Origin of the sequence: Blastococcus sp. HT6-30 (genome assembly GCF_039729015.1) — a bacterium.
Lineage (GTDB): Bacteria > Actinomycetota > Actinomycetes > Mycobacteriales > Geodermatophilaceae > Blastococcus.
Genome location: NZ_CP155792.1, coordinates 3622133 through 3644796, shown reverse-complemented (window position 1 = coordinate 3644796; position 22664 = coordinate 3622133). Strand labels below are relative to the sequence as shown.

Genomic DNA, 22664 nt, shown 5'->3' with positions numbered 1-22664 from the left:
CCCGGACGGAGGAGGGACCCGATGGGACTGCTCGACCGGCTGTTCGGTCGCAGACGGCGCGACGACCACGGCGACAGCCGGCAGTACGGCCGGCGCGACGGCGGGTGGTACGCCTACGACGACCGCCCCGCCCGGCCGACCGCGCCGGGGTCGGCCGACCAGCAGGCGATCGAGCGCTACCGCTACCTCCTCCGCACCGCACCGCCGGACCAGATCGAGCAGGCGCACGCGGAGGCGTTCGCCCAGCTCACCCCCGAGCAGCGCCGGGAGGTGCTGGCCCAGCTGAGCGACGCCGTCCCGGCCGGCGAGCGGCCGGCCGGCGATGATCCGCGGACGCTGGCCCGAGCCGCGACCCGGGCCGAGCTGCGGCAGCCGGGCTTCATGGAGCGCACCTTCGGCGCCGCCGGAGGCGGGCACGGGCGTCGTGGCTACGGCGGCGGCTACGGGTACGGCGGCCCCGGCATCGGCGGGATGATCGGCGGCAGCATGCTCGGCACCATCGGCGGCCTCGTCGTGGGGACCGCGGTCGCCGACGCGCTGTTCGACACCGGCCTGGGCGACGGCGGGCTTTTCGGCGGCGGCGACGAGGAGGCCTACGCCGCGGGCTACGAGGACGGCGCAGAAGGCTGGGGCGACCCCGGTGGCGACTACGGCGGGGGCGACTTCGGGGGTGGGGGCTTCGGCGGTGGGGGCTTCGGCGGTGGGGACTTCGGCGGTGGGGACTTCTGAGCCCTCGGTAGCCCGACCCACCCGCTCGCGGGTCGGTCGCAGGAGCCGCGTCGGCCGGAGCGGGGGTCCCGCAGGAGGGCCGGACTAGTCGGGCACCGCACCCCGGCTCCGCCGGGACCGCGCCAGCAGGGCCAGCCCCAGCACCGGCAGCAGGAGCGGTACGTAGCCGTAGCCCCGGCCGTAGCCGGACCACACCGTCTCGTCGGGGAAGGCCGCGGGATCGGCCAGCGACAGGGTGCCCACCACCAGGACGCCGACCAGCTCGACCACGATCGCGGCCAGCGCCGCCCGCCGGCCACCGCGCCCACCGCGGGCCAGCCCGACCGTGGCCACCACGTACACCACGGCCGCCAGGGCCGAGAGGAGATAGGCCACGGGCGCCTCGTCGAAACGGGTGGCCAGTTGCACCCCGGCCCGGGCCCCCGCCGCAAGGGCGAAGATGCCGTAGACCAGCACCAGCACGCGCGCTGGTCCGGCGGTGCCGCCCGGAGCGGCCGGTTCCGCCGGCCGCCCGAGACCCCGGTCACGCACCGGTGGCCTCCCAGAGTTGCAGCAGCCGCCACACCATGACACCCACGGCGGCCGCTGCCACCGCGAGCACCGTGCCGGCCCAGCGGGTCGGCTCCGCCCGGGCCCACAGCACACCGGCGACCGGGATGAGCAGCACGCCGACCAGGTAGCCCAGGAACGAGGGGGTGTCGGCGGGGGCGTCGCCCCCGGCCATGGCCGCACCGGCCAGCACGGCCTGGACCAGCAGCAGCGCCAGGAGCAGGCCCGCGCCGGCCAGGTGCAGGACGCCGATCCTCCGGCGCGCGGCCGTGGAGCCGAGGCCGAGGACGACGACGAGGGCCGCGACGACGGTGACGGCGACGACGAGCGGCAGCGTCACCGGACCCCTCCGCGGCGGACAACGGGAGCCGGCACCCACCCATCCTCCCGCCGCCCTCCCGCCGATCGACGCGGGGGGCGCGGGTCGGCCCTCAGCGGTGCACGGTCGACATGTCCGCGTAGCGGTCCCCGGCGGTGGCGCCGGGAGGCGCCACCTCGTCCAGGCGGCGCAGGTCCTCGTCGGTCAGCTCCAGGTCGGCGGCCGCGACGTTCTCCTCCAGGTAGCGCACCCGCTTGGTGCCGGGGATGGGGACGACGGCCGGTGCACCGTCCCGGCCGCTGCGGGCCATGACCCAGGCGAGCGCGAGCTGCCCCGCCGTCACGTCGCGCTCGCGCGCCAGCTCGGCGACCCGGTCCACCAGCCGCATGTTGTGCGCCAACGCCTCGCCGCGGAAGCGCGGGTCGGTCCGGCGGAAGTCGTCGGGTGCGAGCTCGTCGGTGCTGCTTATCCGGCCGGAGAGGAAGCCCCGGCCGAGCGGCGAGTACGCGACGAATCCGATGCCGAGCTCGGCGCACGTCGCGAGCACGCCGTCCCGCTCCGGGTCCCGGGCCCACAGCGAGTACTCGGTCTGCACGGCCGTGACCGGCTGGACCGCGTGCGCCCGCCGGATGGTCTCCGGTGCGGCCTCGGAGATGCCCGCGTGGCGGATCTTGCCCGCCCGCACCAGCTCCGACAGCGCACCCCAGGTGTCCTCGATCGGCACCGAGGTGTCCACCCGGTGCTGGTAGTAGAGGTCGATGACCTCCACGCCGAGGCGACGCAGCGAGGCGTCGCAGGCGCGGTGGACGTACTCCGGCCGGCCGTTGATGCCCAGGCGGGAGCCGTCCTCGGCGCGCTCGTTGCCGAACTTGGTCGCCAGCACCACCTCGTCCCGCCGGCCGGCGACCGCGCGACCGACCAGCAGCTCGTTGGTGAACGGGCCGTACATGTCGGCCGTGTCGAGGAAGGTCACCCCCAGGTCCAGCGCCCGGTGGATGGTGCGGACCGCTTCCGCCTCGTCGCGCTCCCCGTAGAACTCGCTCATCCCCATGCAGCCCAGCCCCTGGGCGGAGACGGACAGGCCGGCCAGCTCTCGCGTTCGCATGCCGACCTCCTGCCCGGCTGAGGTCCCGCCAACCGTCCGGGCACCCCCGCTGTGGATCGTGGACGACGGGTGTGGCAGGTTAGGCCTGCCTTAGTAAGGCATGCCTTCCCGTAGCGATCGGAGTTCCATGCGCACCGCCGCCCGGCCTCTCGCGGCCCTCGCCCTCCCCCTGTCCGTGGTCCTGGCGCTGTCGGCCTGCGGTGACTCCGCCGACGCCGCCCCAGCCGGCGACCCGGCCGCCGGGGCCGCGGAGGTCACCGTCTCCCACGCCCAGGGCGAGAGCACCGTCCCGGTCGACCCGGAGACGGTCGTGGTCTTCGACGTCGGAGCGCTGTCCACTCTCGACAGCCTCGGGGTCGACGTCGCCGGCGTCCCGGAGGCGGCCTACCCCGAGTCGCTGGAGGAGTACGCCGGCGACGACCACACCAAGGTCGGCTCCCTGTTCGAGCCGGACTACGAGGCGGTCAACGCCCTCGAGCCCGACCTCATCATCGTGGGCGGCCGCTCCGCGGCGGCGTACCCGCAGCTGGCCGAGATCGCGCCCACGATCGACCTCACGGTTGACAACGGCAACTTCCTGGAGTCCTTCGAGGAGCGGGTGACCACCCTGGCCGAGGTGTTCGGCGAGGAGGACGCGGTCGCCGACCGGCTGGCCGCCCTGGACGAGCGGGTCGCGGAGGTCAGGGCCGCGGCCCAGGACGCCGGCACCGGCCTGTTCGTGATGACCAACGCCGGCGAGCTCTCCGCCTACGGGCCCGACACCCGCTTCGGCATGGTCTACGACGAGCTCGGCGTTTCCGCGGCCGACGAGAACCTGACCGCGGCCGACCACGGCGACGCCGTCTCCTTCGAGTACCTCGCGGAGAAGGACCCCGACATGCTGTTCGTGCTGGACCGGGACGCCGCCATCGGCGAGTCCGGTACCGCGGCCGAGCAGGTGCTCGACAACGAGCTCGTCGCCGCCACGTCCGCTGCGCAGAACGACGAGATCCACTACCTCGACTCCGCCGTCTGGTACATCGCCCCCACGGGCCTGCCGTCGGTCGAGACCATGGTGGAGGAGATCGCCGCCGCGGTGGAGTGACCCTCTGCCCTCCCGGTTCCGGACCCATGACCTCATGACCCGCAGCACGGTTGACGCCGCCCCTCCCCCGGTCTCCCCGCCGACGGAGGGGCGCCGTCGTGGTGTCCGCCGGTGGCACGTGGCGGGAGCGCTGCTGCTCCTGCTCACCGCCTCCCTGGCCTCGCTGTTCATCGGCGTCAGCGACCTGTCGCCGCTCGACCTGCTGGAGCCCGACGAGGGGCAGGTACGGGTGTTCCTCGTCAGCCGGGTGCCCCGGCTCGCGGCGATCCTGCTGGCCGGGTCGGCGATGGCCGTCGCCGGGCTGGTGATGATGTCGCTGACCCGCAACCGGTTCGTCTCGCCGCAGACCGCCGGCACCACCGAGTGGGTCGGGCTCGGCATCGTCGTGGCGACGCTGTGGTTCGGCGGCACCTCGCTGATCGGCAAGATGGCCATCGCGACGGTGTTCGCGCTGGTCGGCACGTTCTTCTTCGTCTGGCTGCTGCGCCGCATCGTGCTGACCGACATGATCGTGGTGCCGCTGGTCGGCATCCTGCTCGGCGGCGTGGTGCTCGCGGCGACCATGTTCCTGGCCTACCGGTTCGACCTCCTGCAGTCGCTCGACGCCTGGATGAACGGTGACTTCTCCGGCGTGCTGGCCGGGCGTTACGAGCTGCTGTACCTGGTGCTGGCCGCGACCGTGGTGGCCTACCTGTACGCCGACCGCTTCTCCGTCGCGGGCATGGGCGAGAGCTTCGCCGTCAACCTCGGGATCGCCTACACGCGCGTGGTCACCGTCGGGCTGGTCATCTCCTCCGTGGTCACCGCCATCGTGGTGGTCAGCGTGGGCTCCATCCCGTTCCTCGGCCTGGTCGTGCCCAACCTGGTCACCCTGGCGATGGGCGACAACCTGCGCCGGGTGCTGCCGGTGACCGCGCTGACCGGCGCGGCGTTCGTCCTCGTCTGCGACGTCCTCGGCCGCACGATCCGCGCCCCGTACGAGATCCCGGTCGGCACCATCGGCGGGGTCATCGGCGGCGTCCTGTTCATCGCGCTGCTGCTGCGCGCCCGCACGAAGGGTGCCTCGTGACCCGCCCGCTCGCCGGCCCCGCCGTCCCGACCGCCCAGGAGCGGGCCACCCGCCGGCGGCGGACCCTGGTCGTCCTCGCGGTGCTGGCGGTGGGCGCCACCGCCGCCTTCCTCACCGTCGGCGTGACCGGCTCGTGGGACTACGCGCTGATGATGCGCAGCCGCCGGGTCGCGGCCATGGCCGTCGTCGCGGTGGCCGTCGCGGTCTCCACGGTGCTGTTCCAGACGGTGACCAACAACCGGATCCTGACCCCCGAGATCATGGGGTTCGACCGGTTGTTCGTCCTCATCCAGACCGCGGGCGTCTTCTTCCTCGGGGCCGGCGCGGTGACCGCGACCGACCCCCGGCTGCGCTTCGCGGTCGAGGTCGTCGCGCTCGTCGGTTTCGGCGCGCTGCTCTACAAGACGCTCTTCGGGCGCACCGAGCGGGACGTCTACGTGCTGGTCCTGCTCGGGGTGGTGCTGGGCGCGATGTTCAGCAGCCTCACGCTGCTGGTCTCCCGGCTCATCGACCCGAACGAGTTCCTCACCCTGCAGGACCTGCTGTTCGCCAGCTTCAACACCGTGGACCAGCAGCTGCTCGCGCTGTCCGCGGTCGTCGTCGGAGCGGTGGTCCTGGGGGTGTACCGCCTGCTCCCCCGCCTCGACGTCGTGGCGCTGGGCCGGGACACCGCGCTGGGCCTGGGCGTCGAGCACCGGCGGGTGGTGAACCTGGCGCTGCTGGCCGTTGCGGTGCTCGTCGCCGTCGCCACCGCACTCGTCGGCCCGGTCACCTTCCTGGGGCTGCTCGTGGCCAACCTCGCTCGCCAGCTGCTGGGCACGCACCGGCACGCCTGGGTGCTCCCCGGCGCCGCGCTGCTGGCGGTCCTCGCCCTGGTGGGTGGCCAGCTGGTGCTCGAGCAGGTGTTCGGCTTCAACTCCGCGTTGAGCATTGTCATCAACTTCGTGGGCGGGATCGTGTTCATCGCCCTCCTCGTCCGGGAGCCCCGCCAGTGATCGAGATCGAGAGCGTCTGCAAGTCCTACGGCGGGGCCCGCGTGGTGGACGACGTGTCGCTGACCATCCCCGCCGGCGGGATCACCTCGCTGATCGGGGCGAACGGCGCGGGCAAGTCCACGCTGCTGTCCATCGCCTCCCGGCTGCTGCCGGCGGACTCCGGACGGGTGCGCGTCGACGGCATGGACGTCGCCCGGACGCCGGGGCCGGTCCTGGCCCGCCGGCTGGCGGTGCTGCGCCAGGAGAACTCGATGACCGTGCGGCTGACCGTCCGTGAGCTGGTGGCCTTCGGCCGCTTCCCGCACTCGGGCGGGCGGCTGACCGCCGAGGACCGCGCGCGCATCGACGAGGCGCTCGACTGGTTCGAGCTCGGCCCGCTGGCCGACCGGCACCTCGACCAGCTCTCCGGCGGGCAGCGGCAGCGCGCGTACGTCGCGATGGTGATGTGCCAGGGCACCGACTACGTGCTGCTCGACGAGCCGCTCAACAACCTCGACATGCGGCACGCGGTCCAGATGATGCGGATGCTCCGGGGGATGGCCGACGAGCTCGGCCGCACCGTGGTGCTCGTCGTCCACGACGTCAACGTCGCCTCCGCCTACTCCGACCGCATCGTGGCGATGCGCGACGGGCACCTCGTCGCCGCGGGCCCGACCGCCGAGCTGATGACCCCGGAGCTGCTGCGCAAGGTGTTCGACGTGGAGGTGGACGTCCACGAGCTCGGCGGCCGACGGATCGCCGTTCCGTGGAGTTGACCGTGACCTCGGAGTAACCCCTACGGCTCGGCCTCGTTGTCCGGTCGCGTCCACCGGAATCCCGAGGAGCACCGTGAACCCGTCGTCCCGCCGCCTGCTCGGGGTGGTGTCCGGCGCCGTGGTCGCCGGCGCCCTCCTCGCCGCGCCCGCCCACGCCGATCCCCCGCACGCGCCGGTGCAGGAGTTCCTGGCCGACCAGCTCGCCGGGCTCGGCGCGGCTGCCCCGACGACGGTCATGGTCCACGGCACGGACATCGCCGCCGCCCGCGCCGCGGTCGAGGCGACCGGCATGCGCCTGGTCACCGAGTACGAACGCATCGGTGTCGCCGTCGCCTCGGGCACCGCCGACCAGATCGAGGCCGCGCGCAGCCGGCCCGGCGTGACCTACCTCGAGGGGAACACCCCGATCGAGTTCGCCCAGGAGACCTCCCACGTGGCCACCCGCGGCGCCGAGGCGGCTGCCACGCCGACCGGCGCGGACGGGGGCGCCCTGGACGGCCGCGGGGTGTCGGTCGCGGTGATCGACTCCGGGATCGACCCCACCCACCCCTACTTCCGCAACCGCGACGGCAGCAGCGCCGTCGTCGCCAACCTCGAGAGCCTCTGCCTGCTGGAGGCGGCGACCACCACCGACTGCGTCGTCCCGGTGCCGGGGCCCGTCGACACCGACACGCTGTCGGTCGGCGGTCACGGCACCCACGTGAGCGGCATCGTCGCCGGCCGGCCGACCACGCTGGCCGACGGCGGGCAGGTCCAGGGCGCCGCCCCCGGCGCGAGCGTGGTCTCGATCTCCACCGGCGCGGTGCTGCTCGTCGTGGGCGCCGACTCCGCGCTGAACTGGGTGCTGGAGAACCACCACGCCCCCTGCGGCGCCGGCGTCCCCGCCGACGTCTGCCCGCCGATCAAGGTGACCAACAACAGCTACGGGCCCACCGGTGGTGGCGCGTTCGACCCGGACTCCGCCACCGTCAAGCTGCAGCGCGCGCTGGCGGCCGAGGGCGTCGTGACCGTGTGGGCCGCCGGCAACGACGGGGGCGACGGCTCCGCCTCGCTCACCAACCCGCCCGGCCAGGACCCGACCGGCGGGATCCTGTCGGTGGCCTCCTACTACGACCGGGACACCGGCACCCGGGACGGCGTGGTCAGCGAGTACTCCTCGCGGGGCGCGGCGGCCGACCCCTCGACGTGGCCGGACCTCTCCGCCCCCGGCGAGGACATCACCTCCTCCTGCCGCCCCTACCTGCCGATCTGCGCCACGGGGCTGGACGTCCGCAACGGCCCGGGCCTGCTCGACGTCGGCACCTTCAACACGATCAGCGGGACGTCGATGGCGGCGCCGCACATCGCCGGCATCGTCGCCCAGCTCTTCCAGGCCGACCCCACGGCCACCCCGGCGGAGATCGAGGCGGCGCTCAAGCTCACCGCGCACCGGTACACCGACGGGGCGGCCTACCAGACCGTCGGCGGGTACCCGACGTCGTTCGACAAGGGCACCGGCCTGGTCGACGCCGTCGCGGCGGCGCAGGCCCTCTCCGGGGCGCCCGAGCGCTCGCAGGGTCGCCGCCCGGCCACCACGGGGCGCCCCACCCGGCCCTGAGCCCGGCCCGTCGCGCCCCTGCCGGGCGTTCCCCCGGCGTTCCACGTGGAACAGGGCGTGAGGTGTGCCACGCCGGGGCCTCCGGAGGCTCCTCGCCGAGCGGGCCGGGGGCGGAAGGGGTTAGATCATCTTGCATGTGCGGCCTCTGCGGCGAGATCACTTTTGACGGGACCACGGCCGACACGACCGCGGTCGCCCGCATGGTCGAGGCCCTGGTCCCCCGTGGCCCGGACGGGCAGGGATCGTGGAGCAACGGGCGGGTGGCCTTCGGGCACCGCCGGCTCTCGGTCATCGACCTCTCCACCTGCGGCTCTCAGCCGATGGTGGACAACGAGCTGGGCCTGACCGCGGTCTTCAACGGCTGCATCTACGACTACCAGGAGCTGCGGGCCGAGCTGGAGGGCCACGGCTACCGCTTCTTCTCCCACAGCGACACCGAGGTGATCCTCAAGGGCTACCACCACTGGGGCACCGACGTCGTCTCGCACCTGCACGGCATGTTCGCCTTCGTCATCGCCGAGCGGGACACCGGCCGCGTGGTCATGGCGCGCGACCGGCTGGGCATCAAGCCCCTCTACCTCTCCGAGACACCGGGCAAGCGGCTGCGCTTCGCCTCCACGCTGCCCGCGCTGCTGCGCGCCGGCGACGTCGACACCTCGGTGGATTCCGTCGCCCTGCACCACTACCTCACGTGGCACGCCGTCGTCCCGGCCCCGCGGACGATCCTCAACGGCGTCCGCAAGCTGCCTCCGGCCACCGTCCGCGTGATCGAGGCCGACGGCACGAGCACCGAGCACCGGTACTGGGAAGCGCGCTACGAGCGCCGGGCCGAGCACGCGACCTGGTCCGCCCGCGACTGGGAGGACGCCATCGAGGAGGCGCTGCGGGTCGCCGTCCGCCGCCGTCTGGTCGCCGACATCCCGGTCGGCGTGCTGCTCTCCGGAGGCCTGGACTCCAGCCTGATCGTCGGCCTGCTCGCTCAGGAGGGGCAGACCGGGCTGGCCACCTACTCGATCGGCTTCGAGTCCGTCGGCGGCCGGGAAGGGGACGAGTTCCAGTACTCCGACGTCATCGCCGAGCGCTTCGCCACCGACCACCACCGCATCCGGGTCGGCTCCGACGAGCTCGCCGGCTCGCTCGGCCACGCCATCGGCGCCATGGCCGAGCCGATGGTCAGCCACGACGTCGTCGCGTTCGACCTGCTCAGCGAGCGGGTCAGCCAGTCGATCCGGGTCGTGCAGTCCGGGCAGGGCGCCGACGAGGTGTTCGCCGGTTACCACTGGTACCCGCCGCTGGCCGGCGTCGGCCGCGAGGAGGCGGTGCAGACCTACGCGCGGGCGTTCTTCGACCGGGACCACGCGCAGATGCGGCAGGTCGTCTCCGGCCGCTACGCCCTCGACGAGGACCCGAGCCTGTCCTTCGTCCGCGCGCACATGTCCGCCGCCGGCGCCGAGACCGCGGTCGACGCCGCGCTGCGCCTGGACAGCGAGGTCATGCTGGTCGACGACCCGGTCAAGCGGGTGGACAACATGTCCATGGCCTGGGGCCTGGAGGCCCGCGTGCCCTTCCTCGACCACGACCTGGTGGAGCTGGCGGCGATGTGCCCGCCCGAGCTGAAGCTGGCCGACGGCGGCAAGGGCGTGCTCAAGGCGATCGGGCGCCGGATCATCCCGCCGGAGGTCATCGACCGCCCCAAGGGCTACTTCCCGGTGCCGGCGATCACCCACCTGCAGGGCAAGGTCCTCGACCTCGTGAAGGACGCACTGTCCAGCGACGCCGCCCGCGACCGGGGCCTGTTCCGCCCCGAGTACGTCCGCGAGCTCCTGGCCGATCCCAACGGGGAGCTGACGCCGTTGCGCGGGAACAAGCTCTGGCAGCTGGGCCTGCTCGAGCTGTGGCTCCAGACGCACGCGGTCTGAGGGGGGTGCGCGTGGCACCCCGGCTGGCCGGTCACCGACGCCGCACGCCGGTGGCCAGCACCCCCGACCTCACCGCCCGGTCCTGGCGGAAGCCGTCGCAGCACCAGCTCCAGGGCATGGCGAAGGACGTCGTCCTGGACATGGGCTGGGGCCGGCTCGTCTTCGGGCAGACGTTCGACGACCTGCACGGCATCGTCGACGCCCTGCGCGCCGAGGAGACCGGTGAGCGGGACATCTGCATCTACCCGCGGGATCCGCACGTGCTGGTCGGGCTGGCGCCGGACGAGCTGTTCATCGACCCCAGCTACACCTACCGGCTGGACCTGTACCGCTACCGCGCCCGGCATGAGCTCATCCGCGGGGTGTTCGTGCGCACGGCCACCTCGCGCGCGGACATGGTGGCGATCAACGAGATCTACGCCCTCAACGGCATGGTGGTCGGCGACGCCGACGTCATGTGGCGCAACCACCGCACCCGCTGCTTCACCTACCTGGTCGCCGAGGACCAGCGGACCGGGAAGGTCGTCGGCACGGTCACCGGGGTCGACCACACCCTGGCCTTCGACGACCCGGAGGGCGGCGCCAGCCTGTGGTGCCTGGCCGTGCACAACCAGGACGCCCCGCCCGGAACCGGCGAGGCCCTGGTGCGGGTGCTCGCCGAGCGCTACGTCGGCCGCGGCCGGTCGTACCTGGACCTCTCGGTCCTGCACGACAACGCCGGCGCGATCGCCCTCTACCGGAAGCTGGGGTTCACCCGGGTCTCCGCTGTCTGCGTCAAGCGCAAGAACCCCATCAACACGCCGCTGTTCGCCGCCCGGCCGCCCGGGCTGGAGGGGCTCAACCCCTACGCGCTGATCATCGCCGAGGAGGCGCTGCGCCGAGGTGTCCGCGTGGAGGTCACCGACGCCGAGTGGGGGGAGCTGCGGCTGTCGGTCGGGGGCCGCACGGTCGTGACCCGTGAGTCGCTCTCGGAGTTCACCACCGCGGTGGCCATGAGCCGGTGCGACGACAAGCGGGTCACCCGCCGGATCATGGAGCGGGCGGGGGTGCGGGTGGCGCGCGGGGCGCTGGCGCACGAGGAGGACCTCGCGGCCGCGTCGGACCTCGTGCGCGAGGTCGGCGAGGTCGTCGTCAAGCCGGCCCGCGGGGAGCAGGGCAAGGGCATCACGGTCGGCGTCAAGGGCGATGCGGCGCTCCAGCGGGCGGTGGAGCTCGCGGCGACGTTCTGCCCGGACGTGCTCGTCGAGGAGATGGTGCCCGGCCAGGACCTGCGGGTGGTGGTGATCGACCGGGAGGTGGTCGCCGCGGCGGTCCGCCGTCCCGCGGAGGTGATCGGCGACGGCCGGAGCACGGTCACCGAGCTGATCCGCGCGACCAGCCGTCGCCGGGAGCGCGCGACCGGTGGCGAGTCCCGGATCCCCCTGGACGCCACGACCACCGAGGTGGTCGCCGACGCCGGCTACGCGATGGACGACGTCCCGCGCAACGGCGACCGCATCCAGGTGCGCCGGACGGCGAACCTGCACACGGGGGGCACGATCGAGGACGTCACCGACCAGCTCCACCCGGACATCGCCGACGCCGCGGTGCGGGCGGCGACCGCGCTCGACATCCCGGTCACCGGCATCGACTTCCTCGTGCCCGACGTCAGCGGCCCCGACTACGTCTTCATCGAGGCCAACGAGCGCCCGGGGCTGGCCAACCACGAGCCCCAGCCCACCGCCGAGCGCTTCGTCGACCTGCTCTTCCCGGAGACCCGCCGTCGCCCCTGACCCAGGACCACGTGAGGTGAGGCAGCGGACCTACAGCCCCAGCTCGGCGCGGATCTCGTCGGTGTGCTCCCCCACCGCGGGCACCCGCCCGACGGCCCCGGGCGTCGCGGAGAACCGCGGGGCGACCGCGGGCTGGACCACGCCGCCGACCTCCACGAAGACCCCGCGCTCGGTGTTGTGCCGGTCCTCGGTCGCCTCCAGCAGCGACCAGACCGGTGCCACGCAGGCATCGGTCCCCTCGAACACCTCCCACCACTGCGCGCGGGTCCGGGAGGCGAACGCCTCGGTGAAGCGCTCGCGCAGCACCGGCCACTGGCGGGGGTCGCTCCGGTCGGGCAGCGTCTCGTCACCGGCGAGCTCCAGCCCGGCGAGCAGGGCCGCGTAGAACTGCTCCTCCAGCGCGCCCACCGCCAGGAAGTGCCCGTCGGCGCAGCGGTAGACGTCGTAGAACGGCGCCCCGGTGTCGAGCAGGTTCCGGCCTCGCCGGTCGGTCCAGGCGCCGGCGTCCAGCATGCCGTGGATCATCGTGGTCAGGACGGCGGTCCCGTCGACGATCGCGGCGTCGACGACCTGACCCCGCCCCGTGGTGCGGGCGTGCAGGAGTGCGGCGAGCGCACCGAGGGCGAGGAACACTCCCCCGCCGCCGAAGTCACCGAGCAGGTTCAGCGGCGGCGCCGGCCGCTCGTCGGGGCGCCCGCTGGCGCCCAGGGCCCCGGTGAGCGCGATGTAGCCGATGTCGTGGCCGGCGCTGTGCGCCAGGGGGCCGGTCTGCCCCCAGCCGGTCATGCGCCCGTAGACCAGGCCCGGCGAGTCGGCCATCAGGTCGTCGGGGCCCAGCTCCAGCCGTTCCATGACGCCGGGCCGGAAGCCCTCCAGCAGGACGTCGGACCGCCGCACGAGGGCGCGGACCACCGCCACGTCGGCCGGGTCCTTGAGGTCGAGCGCGATCGAGCGCTTGCCCCGGTCGAGCAGGGACGTGGCGCCGAGCGAGCCGACCAGGCCCCCGCGGGCGCCTTTCCGGTCGATCCGCACCACGTCGGCGCCCAGGTCGGCCAGCAGCATCCCGCAGAACGGGCCGGGCCCGAGCCCGGCGAACTCGACGACCCGTACGCCCTCCAGCGGTCCCACGGTGGCCTCCCCTGTCCTGGGTCACCGGCGTGCGACCCTCCCCGAGGGCATGCTGCCCGACCCTGGATCGGGAAGGAGCGCCAGGTCACATGGCCTACCTGCTGGCGGCGCTGGGCGGGGCGCTGGGCTCCCTGGCCCGGTGGTCGCTCGCCGAGGCGGTGCCCACCTCCCCCGGCGGCTGGCCCTGGGCGACCCTGCTCGTGAACCTGACCGGCTGCCTCCTCCTCGGTGCCTTGCTGGCCGCCCTCACCGCCAGCTCCCCCGAACCGGGCTGGGCGCGGCCGCTCCTCGGCGTGGGCGTGCTCGGCGGGTACACGACGTACTCGACGTTCGCCGTCGAGGTCGTCGCGCTGGTGGAGGGCGGGGCGCCGGTGTGGGCCGCGGGGTACGTGCTGGCGTCGGCCGTCGGCGGCGTCGTCGCCGTCCTGCTGGGCGCGCAGGCGGTCCGGTCGGCCCGGGGGCCGGCCGGGGCAGCGACCGGGAGGTCGGACCGGTGATCCCGTTGCTGGTGGCCCTCGGTGCCGCGGTGGGCGCCCCGCTGCGCCTCCTCGCCACCCGGGCGGCGGGCCGGGACGGCCGGGACCCGGCGTCGGGGACCCTCGTGGCCAACGTCGTCGGCAGCGCGGTCCTGGGCCTGCTGCTGGGCCTGGCCGACGTCCCCGCGGGCGCCGTGGCGCTCGTCGGCACAGGGTTCTGCGGCGCGCTGACCACCTTCTCCACGTTCGGTGCCGACGTGATCCGTCTGCTGGAGGCCGGTCGGCCGGTCCGGGCGCTGGGCTACCTGCTCGCCACCGTGCTGCTCGGCCTCGGCGCGGCCGCCGGCGCCTACCTGGCCGCACGGGGGATCTGACGGTCCGGCGGGCCGCACCCCTCCCCATCACCGGATCTGCAGCCACCCGTGGAGCGGGAAGCCCGTCGTCTGGATAGGGTCGGGACGGTATGACCGAGAACGCGCAGGACAGGGTCGGGGCGGACAGCCCTGTGGTCGTGGTCGCGAACCGGCTTCCGGTCGACCAGGTCACCGACCCCGACGGCACCACCCGCTGGCAGCGCAGCCCGGGTGGTCTGGTCACCGCGCTCGAGCCGTTCGTCGCCGGACGCGGCGGGGCATGGGTGGGCTGGTCGGGTTCGGCCGGCGACGCACCGGAGCCCTTCGAGTCCGGCGGGATGTCGCTGATCCCGGTTCCGCTCACCGAGGACGAGGTCGACCGCTACTACGAGGGCATGTCCAACGCCTCGCTGTGGCCGCTGTACCACGACGTGGTGGAGAAGCCGGAGTACCACCGCGCCTGGTGGGACGCCTACGTGCAGGTCAACAAGCGGTTCGCCGAGCGGACCGCGGCGGTGGCCGCCGAGGGCGCCATCGTCTGGGTGCACGACTACCAGCTCCAGCTGGTGCCGGCGATGCTGCGGCAGAGCCGACCGGACCTGACCATCGGGTTCTTCCTGCACATCCCCTTCCCGCCGTACGAGCTGTTCACCCAGCTGCCCTGGCGCTCGGCCATCGTCGAGGGCCTGCTCGGCGCGGACCTGGTCGGCTTCCAGCGGCCGTCCGCGGCTGCGAACTTCGTCGAGCTCGCCCGGCGGCTGCACGACCTCAGGTGCCGCCGGAACCAGATCGAGTACGACGGCCGCGTGGTGACCGCCCGGGCCTTTCCGATCTCCATCGACGTCACCGCGTTCGACGAGCTCGCCCGCTCCCCCGAGGTCATCCGGCGCGCGAAGGAGATCCGCTCCGAGCTGGGCAACCCCAGCAAGATCATCCTCGGCGTCGACCGGCTGGACTACACCAAGGGCATCGGCGTCCGGCTCAGCGCCTTCGAGGAGCTGCTCGAGGACGGCGCGGTGGAGGCGCCCGACACCGTGCTCGTCCAGGTCGCGACGCCCAGCCGCGAGCGGGTCGAGCACTACGTGCACATGCGCGAGACGATCGAGCAGCAGGTCGGCCACATCAACGGCGTCTACGGCTCGATCGCCGGGCCGGCCGTGCACTACTTCAACCAGTCGATGCCGCGCGAGGAGCTCGCCGCTCTCTACCGCGCCGCCGACGTCATGCTGGTGACGCCCTACCGCGACGGCATGAACCTGGTGGCCAAGGAGTACGTCGCCGCGCGCGGCGACCTCGGTGGCGCGCTGGTGCTCTCCGAGTTCGCAGGGGCGGCGGCGGAGCTCCGCCAGGCCTTCCTCGTCAACCCGCACGACATCGCCGGGGTCAAGAACCAGCTCGTGCGTGCGCTGCGCATCGAGCCGGACGAGGCGGCCAAGCGGATGCGGGCCATGCGCCGGCACCTGTTCAAGAACGACCTGGAGCACTGGGCCGGCTCGTTCTTCGATGCCCTGAAGGGGCAGGCGTGAGCTCCCCCGGCCCCGACGCGGCGCTGGCCGAGCTGGCCACGCGCCGGCCGCTGCTGGTGGCCAGCGACTACGACGGGGTCCTCGCCCGGCTGCGCGACGACCCGGCGGCGGCCGTGCCGGAGCCCGGTGTGGCCGAGGTGCTGGCGCGGCTCGCCGCGGTCGACGGCGTGACCGTGGCCCTGGTCAGCGGCCGCGGGGTCGACGACCTGCGCCGGACCAGCGGGCTACCGGGGAACTTCCGCTGGGTCGGCAGCCACGGCGCGGAGTTCGACGGGCCGCTGACCGACGAGGATGCCGGACGGCGCGACGAGCTGGCGCGGCTGCTCGCCCCCCTCGTCGAGGGCACGCCCGGCGCCCGGCTGGAGGTGAAGCCGGCCAGCGTGGCGGTCCACGTCCGCCAGGTCGCCGACCGGGACCGTGCCGCCGCCCTGCTCGCGGAGGCGCGCGAGAAGGCAGATCCGTCACTGACGATGAAGCCGGGCAAGGACGTGCTCGAGATCGCCGTCACCGATGCGGACAAGGGCGGGGCGCTGCGGCGGCTCGTCGAGGAGCTCGGCGCGGCCGCCGCGGTGTACCTGGGCGACGACGTCACCGACGAGGACGGGTTCCGGGCACTGGGGCCCGACGACGTGACCATCAAAGTGGGCGAGGGCGAGACAGCCGCCCGCTACCGGGTCGCGGGTCCGGAGGCCGTGGTCGACCTCCTCGGCCGGCTGGCCGACCGGCTCTCCTGAGTCTCCCGCGTCGCGTGTCGCGCGGCGCCTCGGATGGCCGTCGTCGCGGCGCCGGTCACCTCTTCCGAGAGGTCGGCAGTCCGGAAATGCGCGGCTCCGACGCACGGACGAAGGTCGCCCGCTGCCCGGTGACCATTCCAGGCGTGTCGACACGTCGCCGTCCGGAAGGCGATGAGCCCGTGGTCGCGTAACGATCCTCGTTCTCAGATCGGAATGCGCTCATCTCGTTCGCCGGAGTCACAAGAATGGCTGCGTCGCCACACCGGCTGCTGGAGGGTCCACGCAGATCGCGGAGAACATCTCCGGGGTCTCCACGGCGGCGGACTCGATCACGCAGGCGCTGACCCAGACCCGCACCGCGGTCGACGAGCTGTCCCGCATGGCCGCCGACCTGCGCACGACCGTCGGGAACTTCGTGTACTGACACCTCCGCGACGCGCGTCGCACCCAGGAGACGTCGAGGAGCGTCCGGTCGACCGGCCGGGCGCTCCTCCCATCTTTTTCCGGAGCCCGGCGGGTCGACAAATCGGCCGGGCCGAGAATGGTCACCGATCGATCTCCGACGCGAATTCCGACACGGGCCTCTTAGCGCTGAGGCAAGAGCCCGGAATGGTCATGCTCAGCGCGTACCACCGGCCGAGCAAGGGATGACACGAGCATGTCCGCACCACGGCACGACCAACGCCACGGGCACTGGTATCGCGACCGGGGCATCGCCACCCGGATCTTCGCCATCAGCGCCGCCCTGCTCCTGGGCACGATCGCCGCGACCGTCACCGGGATCACGGGCACGCAGCGCGTGGCCGATCTCCATGCCGAGGCGCGGGACGCTGTCGCCGCCCAGCGAGCGGTGGAGGCGGCCCGCTACGACCTGCTGTGGGCGGCGAACTGGCAGAACATCACCGCCTGGAAGGCCCGGGTCGACGGCGGAGCGGTCGCGGCCGCGCCCGACGGCGACAACGTGGCCGCCTACCGTGACGGCGCCGCCGGCTTCGAGGGGCTCTTCGAGCTCGACCGTGCGCAGCTGGACGCCGACGCCGCGGCCAGCCTCGAGGTGATCGAGCAGAACTGGGCGCTGATGAGCGACTACAACGACCAGATCTTCCGGCTGTGGCAGCAGGGGCGCCTCGACGAGGGCGATGCGCTGTCGCAGGGTGAGAAGTGGGACGTCTTCTACGTGCTCGACCAGGCCATGGTGGAGCTCGTCGCGTCGGTCGACGCCCGGGTCGCCGAGGCGGAGGTCGCGGTCGCTGACGCCCGCACCGAGACCCGCGTCGTCTCCCTGGTGGTCTTCCTGATCGCCCTCCTGGTCGGCGGGGGCCTTGCCTGGTCCGTCTCCAGCGGGATCGTCCGCGGCGTCCGGCACGTCAAGGCAGGCCTCGAGCGGCTGGCCGCCAACGACCTGACCGTCCGTCTCCCCGTCCGCGGGCGCGACGAGGTCGGCGAGATGGCGGCGGCGCTGAACACCGCCGCGGAGGCGATGTCGACCGCGGTGAACGAGATCGTCGCCTCTGCGGACGCGGTGGCCGCGTCGTCCGAGGAGCTGAGCGCGTCGTCGCAGCAGATCGCCGGATCGGCGGAGGAGACGTCCGCGCAGTCGGGTGTGGTGGCCGGTGCGGCGGAGGAGGTCTCGCGCAGCGTGCAGACGGTGGCCGCGGGTGCCGAGCAGATGGGTGCCTCGATCCGCGAGATCGCGCAGAACGCCGCCGAGGCCAGCGAGGTCGCCGACCGCGCCGTCACCGCGGCTGCCACGACGACGGCGACGGTGGCGAAGCTGGGGGAGTCCTCGGCGGAGATCGGCAACGTGGTGAAGGTGATCACCTCGATCGCGGAGCAGACGAACCTGCTGGCGCTGAACGCCACGATCGAGGCCGCGCGGGCCGGTGAGGCCGGGAAGGGTTTCGCGGTGGTGGCCAACGAGGTGAAGGAGCTGGCGCAGGAGACGGCGAAGGCGACCGAGGACATCGCCCGCCGGGTGCAGGCGATCCAGGGTGACACGACCGCGGCGGTGGCGGCGATCGGGGAGATCTCCGCGATCGTCGCGCAGATCTCCGACCGGCAGACGACCATCGCCTCGGCGGTGGAGGAGCAGACCGCGACCACCAACGAGATGAGCCGATCGGTGCAGGAGGCCGCCGGCGGGACCACCGAGATCGCCAACAACATCACCGGGGTCTCCACCGCCGCGGAATCGACGACCACGGCGTTGACGCAGACCCGCACGGCGGTCGACGAGCTCTCCCGGATGGCCGCGGACCTGCGCACCAGTGTCGGGAGGTTCACCTACTAGTTCCGCATGTGCACGACGAATGCAGGTGACGCCGACCCGTGTCACCTGCATTCATCGTTTCTCGGAGTCGACAAATAGCCCGCGATCGTGCGGTCGTCGACCATTCTTCTGCGGCATCCACGACACGCCGCCGAGGGGCGGTTCTGTTCAATTCGATTCCGTAGATTTCGGACGCCTCACCGGGCGCCGGCGCCGCCGGGCGGTGGGGGACACGAACACGATCCGAGGAGCCACCCGATGCCCGCATCTCCGTCGTCCCGCCCCTGGCCGGTGCGCTGGTACGCCGACCGCCCCGTGGGCCAGAAGATCCTGACGGCGGTGGGGGTCGCGTCGCTCACCGCGGCTGCCGTGGGCTTCCTGGCCGTCGCAGACCTCAGCGAGCTCCGCAACGCCCGCGCCGCCGAGCTGCAGACGTCGATGCCCTACCTGAACAGCCTGCACGAGCTGGGCCTCACCGCGAAGGCGACGGCCAACGACGAGCGCGGGTTCCTCCTCACCGGCGACCCGGAGTTCCAGGCGGAGGTCGACGAGCGGCTGGAGAAGGTCGACGGCCTCTTCGCGTCCGCGCGGTCCGCCGCTCCCACGGGTGCGGAGCGGGCGTTCCTCGACGAACTGGAGGCCTCGGTGGGCAACTGGTCGGAGAGCCTGCACGCGGAGTTCGCACTGTTCCCCTCGGACCGTGCCGCCGCCGTCGCCGTCGCCATGGGTCCTACCCGGGAGCTGCGGAAGACCTACGAGGAGCAGCTCGCCGCGGGGATCGAGGCCGGTGAGGAGCGCCTGATGACCGGCGCCGGCTACGACCAGACGGTCTCCGACGCCACCCGGGCGGTGGTCCTGGTGTGCCTGCTGGGCATCGCCCTGGCCGTCCTCCTGGGGCTGGTCGTCACCCGTTCGGTCACCCGGCCGCTCGGGTTGCTCCGGGAGAGCGTGGGCCGGCTCGCCGCCGGGGACCTGACCCGGCAGACGGGCATCACCAGCCGGGACGAGATCGGCCGGACCGCCGCGTCGCTGGACGAGGCGCTCGACTCGCTGCGCGGCGTGCTGTCCTCGGTGGTCCTCTCGGCGGATGCGGTGGCGGCCTCGTCGGAGGAGTTGAGCGCGTCGTCGTCGCAGATCTCGGCGGGTGCGGAGGAGACCAGCGCGCAGGCAGGCGTGGTCTCGGCTGCGGCCGAGGAGGTCTCGCGCAGCGTGCAGACCGTCGCCGCGGGTGCGGAGGAGATGGGTGCCTCGATCCGGGAGATCGCGACGAATGCGGCGGAGGCCTCCGACGTCGCGGCGCGTGCGGTGACCGCGGCGGAGACCACGACGGCGACGGTGGCGAAGCTGGGGGAGTCCTCGGCGGAGATCGGCAACGTGGTGAAGGTGATCACCTCGATCGCGGAGCAGACGAACCTGCTGGCGCTGAACGCCACGATCGAGGCCGCGCGGGCCGGTGAGGCCGGGAAGGGTTTCGCGGTGGTGGCCAACGAGGTGAAGGAGCTGGCGCAGGAGACGGCGAAGGCGACCGAGGACATCGCCCGCCGGGTGCAGGCGATCCAGGGTGACACGACCGCGGCGGTGGCGGCGATCGGGGAGATCTCCGCGATCGTCGCGCAGATCTCCGACCGGCAGACGACCATCGCCTCGGCGGTGGAGGAGCAGACCGCGACCACCAACGAGATGTCCCGGTCGGTGGTGGAGGCCGCCAGCGGCTCGACGCAGATCGCCGAGAACATCACCGGGGTCTCCACGGCGGCCGACTCGACCACCCAGGCGCTCGGGCAGACCCGGATCGCGGTGGACGAGCTGTCCCGCATGGCCGCCGACCTGCGCACGACGGTGGGCCGCTTCACCTACTGATCGCGCCCTGGCGTCCTCCGGCCGGCGGTCCGCCGTGGCCGGCAGGCTGCCGATAGCACGACTGGCGATCGCCGCCGGCGGGTCCACCTCGAGTCCGCCGGCGGCCCGCCGATGACCCAGTGGGGACGACTGCGCCTCGTCGCAACCAGAGAGAAGGCAACAGTGGACGGTCTGGACGACATCGTCGAGGAGTTCCTCGTCGAGAGCCACGAGAACCTGGACCAGCTCGACACGGACCTCGTCGCCCTCGAGCAGGAGCCCAACTCCCGCGAGCGGCTGTCGAGCATCTTCCGGACCATCCACACCATCAAGGGCACCAGCGGCTTCCTGGCCTTCAACCGGCTCGAGGAGGTCACCCACGTCGGCGAGAACATGCTTTCCCGGCTGCGGGACGGCGAGCTCGCTCTGACCCCCACCCGGACCAGCGTCCTGCTGCAGATGGTGGACACCGTCCGGTCGCTGCTCAGCTCGATCGAGGCCAGCGGCGGCGAGGGGTCCGTGGACGTCTCGGCCGTCGTCGCCGCCATCAGCGCGGCCATGGAGGAGGCCCCGGCCGCCGCCCCCGCTGCCGCTGCAGTCGTCGAGGAGCTGCACGATGACCTGCCCGAGGAGCCACTGATGCCGGCTCCGGCCGTGGCGGGGATCGCGGTGCCCGAGCCCGCCGTCGCCGACCAGCCGGAGGCCGAGGCGTCCGCCGCCGACGCCGCCGGCGGCCAGGCCCGCCGTGCCGTCGCCGACAGCACCATCCGGGTCGACGTCGACCTGCTCGACGAGCTCATGCTGCTCGTCGGCGAGCTGGTGCTCACCCGCAACCAGATCGTGCAGAACGTCGCGCGGCAGACCGACACCGACCTGATCCGCGCCTCGCAGCGGCTCAACCTGATCGCCAGCGAGCTGCAGGAGGGCGTCATGAAGACGCGCATGCAGCCGATCGACCACATCTGGTCGAAGTTGCCGCGCGTCGTCCGCGACCTCGGCCTCCAGCTGAAGAAGTCGATCCGTCTGGACATGGAGGGCCGGGACACCGAGCTCGACAAGACCCTGCTCGAGGCGGTCAAGGATCCGTTGACCCACCTGGTCCGCAACTCCGTCGACCACGGCATCGAGGCCCCCGACACCCGCACGAAGGCCGGCAAGCCCGCCGAGGGCGTCCTCACCCTGCGGGCCCGGCACGAGAGCGGCCAGGTCGTGGTCGAGGTGGCCGACGACGGCGCCGGGATCGACCCGGTCAAGCTCGGCGCCAAGGCGGTGCAGCGGGGGCTGATCAGCCAGGAGGCGCTGTCCCGGATGAGCCCGGCCGACGTCCTGCAGCTGATCTTCCTGCCCGGCTTCTCCACCGCTGCCGCGGTCACCAACGTCTCCGGCCGCGGCGTCGGCATGGATGTCGTCAAGACCAACATCGAGTCCATCGGCGGCACCATCGAGGTCGAGTCCGACGCCGGTGTGGGCACCGTGTGCCGGCTGCGCATCCCGCTGACGCTGGCGATCGTCCCGGCGCTGACCGTCGAGTGTGCCTCCGACCGCTACGCCATCCCGCAGATCAGCCTGCAGGAGCTCGTGTCGCTGGACGCCGAGAAGGCCGCCAACGCCGTCGAGGAGGTCGGCGGGGCGCCGGTCTACCGGCTCCGTGGGGAGCTCCTCCCGCTCGTCCGCCTCACCGACGTCCTGGGCCTGACCTCCGAGCGGCACGACGGCCACGTGGTCATCGCGGTCCTGCGGTCCGAGGGCCGGCGGTTCGGCCTCGTCGTCGACCGGGTCATCAACACCGAGGAGATCGTCGTCAAGGCCGTGGGCGGGCAGCTCAAGGCCATCGGGCTCTACTCGGGGGCGACCGTCCTCGGCGACGGGACCGTCGCCCTGATCCTCGACGTGCAGGCGCTCGCCCGGCGGGCCCTGCGCACCGAGACCACCGACCGCCAGGAGGCCCGCGCCGGCGCGCTGCAGGCCGTGGCGGCGGAGACCGACCGGCAGCGCCTGCTCCTGGCCGCCATCGGCGGCGGCCGCCGGGTCGCCATCCCGCTCGACACCGTCACCCGGCTCGAGCAGGTGCGCACCGACGCGGTCGAGCGGGTCGGCAACCGGGAGGTCGTGCAGTACCGCGGCGCGATCCTCCCCATGGTGCGGCTCGACCGGCACCTGGGCGCCTACGGCGAGTCCGACCGCGAGGTGCTGGAGGTCATCGTCTACGCCGACCACGGTCGCAGCGTCGCGATCGTCGTCGAGGAGATCCTCGACATCGTCGACGGCGAGGCCGCGGTGCGCAGCGACATCGACGACATCGGCCTCCTCGGCTCGGCCGTCCTCGGCGACAAGGTGACCGAGCTGCTCGACGTCCGGGCCGCCATCCTCGCCGCCGACCCCGCGTTCTACTCGCACTCCTCCTCGGCGCCGTCCGGCGCCTCCGACTCCCTGCTGGAGGTCTGAC

The 22664-nt window shown here is 73.1% G+C and carries 20 protein-coding genes; 15 read left to right on the top strand and 5 right to left on the bottom strand.

Annotated features, from left to right (window positions below):
- Positions 1-21 precede the first annotated feature (21 nt).
- Positions 22-729 (top strand): hypothetical protein, encoded by a 708-nt coding sequence (locus ABC795_RS17610; RefSeq protein WP_347058641.1) that lies wholly within the window; start codon positions 22-24, stop codon positions 727-729.
- Positions 730-813: 84 nt separating this feature from the next.
- Here the strand turns inward: ABC795_RS17610 and ABC795_RS17605 are convergent, their stop codons facing one another.
- From ABC795_RS17605 to ABC795_RS17595, 3 genes are all read right to left on the bottom strand, one after another.
- A complete protein-coding gene (locus tag ABC795_RS17605) occupies positions 814-1191 on the bottom strand; it encodes a hypothetical protein (RefSeq protein ID WP_347058639.1) in 378 nt (125 codons plus the stop codon).
- Positions 1192-1252: 61 nt separating this feature from the next.
- On the bottom strand, positions 1253-1618 hold the full coding sequence (locus ABC795_RS17600; protein WP_347058637.1) for a hypothetical protein: 366 nt from the start codon (positions 1616-1618) through the stop codon (positions 1253-1255).
- 91 nt (positions 1619-1709) lie between these two features.
- Entirely contained in the window at positions 1710-2702 is a 993-nt protein-coding gene (locus tag ABC795_RS17595) for an aldo/keto reductase (RefSeq protein WP_347058635.1), read from the bottom strand.
- A 127-nt stretch (positions 2703-2829) separates the two neighbouring features.
- Here ABC795_RS17595 and ABC795_RS17590 point away from each other — a divergent pair, with 127 nt between their 5' ends.
- The 7 genes from ABC795_RS17590 to ngg all read left to right on the top strand — a co-directional run bounded on the left by ABC795_RS17590 (position 2830) and on the right by ngg (position 11893).
- The gene (locus tag ABC795_RS17590; protein WP_347058634.1) at positions 2830-3786 is read left to right on the top strand and encodes a siderophore ABC transporter substrate-binding protein; all 957 of its coding nucleotides are present in this window, start codon (positions 2830-2832) and stop codon (positions 3784-3786) included.
- Between the two features lie 34 nt (positions 3787-3820).
- Positions 3821-4855, top strand: a complete 1035-nt coding sequence (locus ABC795_RS17585; RefSeq protein ID WP_347058632.1) for an iron chelate uptake ABC transporter family permease subunit — start codon at positions 3821-3823, stop codon at positions 4853-4855.
- The gene (locus tag ABC795_RS17580; protein WP_347058630.1) at positions 4852-5850 is read left to right on the top strand and encodes an iron chelate uptake ABC transporter family permease subunit; all 999 of its coding nucleotides are present in this window, start codon (positions 4852-4854) and stop codon (positions 5848-5850) included. Before ABC795_RS17585 ends, ABC795_RS17580 begins: the two co-directional genes overlap by 4 nt.
- Positions 5847-6605, top strand: coding sequence for an ATP-binding cassette domain-containing protein (locus ABC795_RS17575; RefSeq protein ID WP_347058628.1), 759 nt, complete (start codon positions 5847-5849; stop codon positions 6603-6605). The genes ABC795_RS17580 and ABC795_RS17575 overlap by 4 nt, the downstream gene beginning before the upstream one ends.
- Positions 6606-6678: 73 nt before the next feature.
- Entirely contained in the window at positions 6679-8202 is a 1524-nt protein-coding gene (locus ABC795_RS17570; protein WP_347058626.1) for a S8 family serine peptidase, read from the top strand.
- A 134-nt stretch (positions 8203-8336) separates the two neighbouring features.
- Entirely contained in the window at positions 8337-10121 is a 1785-nt protein-coding gene (locus ABC795_RS17565; RefSeq protein WP_347058625.1) for an N-acetylglutaminylglutamine amidotransferase, read from the top strand.
- A gap of 11 nt (positions 10122-10132) precedes the next feature.
- Entirely contained in the window at positions 10133-11893 is a 1761-nt protein-coding gene (gene ngg, locus ABC795_RS17560) for an N-acetylglutaminylglutamine synthetase (protein ID WP_347058623.1), read from the top strand.
- Between the two features lie 30 nt (positions 11894-11923).
- Here the strand turns inward: ngg and ABC795_RS17555 are convergent, their stop codons facing one another.
- Positions 11924-13021, bottom strand: a complete 1098-nt coding sequence (locus tag ABC795_RS17555; protein ID WP_347058621.1) for a CaiB/BaiF CoA-transferase family protein — start codon at positions 13019-13021, stop codon at positions 11924-11926.
- Between the two features lie 89 nt (positions 13022-13110).
- Between ABC795_RS17555 and crcB the strand changes: the two genes are divergently transcribed.
- From crcB to otsB, 4 genes are all read left to right on the top strand, one after another.
- A complete protein-coding gene (gene crcB, locus ABC795_RS17550; protein WP_347058619.1) occupies positions 13111-13518 on the top strand; it encodes a fluoride efflux transporter CrcB in 408 nt (135 codons plus the stop codon).
- Complete coding sequence (locus ABC795_RS17545; protein ID WP_347058617.1) at positions 13515-13871, top strand: CrcB family protein; 357 nt, start codon at positions 13515-13517, stop codon at positions 13869-13871. Before crcB ends, ABC795_RS17545 begins: the two co-directional genes overlap by 4 nt.
- A gap of 89 nt (positions 13872-13960) precedes the next feature.
- Entirely contained in the window at positions 13961-15376 is a 1416-nt protein-coding gene (locus ABC795_RS17540) for a trehalose-6-phosphate synthase (RefSeq protein WP_347058616.1), read from the top strand.
- Positions 15373-16110: a trehalose-phosphatase gene (gene otsB, locus ABC795_RS17535; RefSeq protein WP_347058614.1), complete on the top strand. Its 738-nt coding sequence runs from the start codon at positions 15373-15375 to the stop codon at positions 16108-16110. Before ABC795_RS17540 ends, otsB begins: the two co-directional genes overlap by 4 nt.
- 237 nt (positions 16111-16347) lie before the next feature.
- Here the strand turns inward: otsB and ABC795_RS17530 are convergent, their stop codons facing one another.
- Complete coding sequence (locus ABC795_RS17530; RefSeq protein ID WP_347058612.1) at positions 16348-16659, bottom strand: hypothetical protein; 312 nt, start codon at positions 16657-16659, stop codon at positions 16348-16350.
- A 109-nt stretch (positions 16660-16768) separates the two neighbouring features.
- Here ABC795_RS17530 and ABC795_RS17525 point away from each other — a divergent pair, with 109 nt between their 5' ends.
- The 3 genes from ABC795_RS17525 to ABC795_RS17515 all read left to right on the top strand — a co-directional run bounded on the left by ABC795_RS17525 (position 16769) and on the right by ABC795_RS17515 (position 22663).
- Positions 16769-18400: a methyl-accepting chemotaxis protein gene (locus ABC795_RS17525; RefSeq protein WP_347058611.1), complete on the top strand. Its 1632-nt coding sequence runs from the start codon at positions 16769-16771 to the stop codon at positions 18398-18400.
- 237 nt (positions 18401-18637) lie between these two features.
- Entirely contained in the window at positions 18638-20239 is a 1602-nt protein-coding gene (locus ABC795_RS17520; protein ID WP_347058609.1) for a methyl-accepting chemotaxis protein, read from the top strand.
- Between the two features lie 162 nt (positions 20240-20401).
- A complete protein-coding gene (locus ABC795_RS17515; RefSeq protein ID WP_347058608.1) occupies positions 20402-22663 on the top strand; it encodes a chemotaxis protein CheA in 2262 nt (753 codons plus the stop codon).
- The last annotated feature ends 1 nt before the right edge of the window (position 22664 follow it).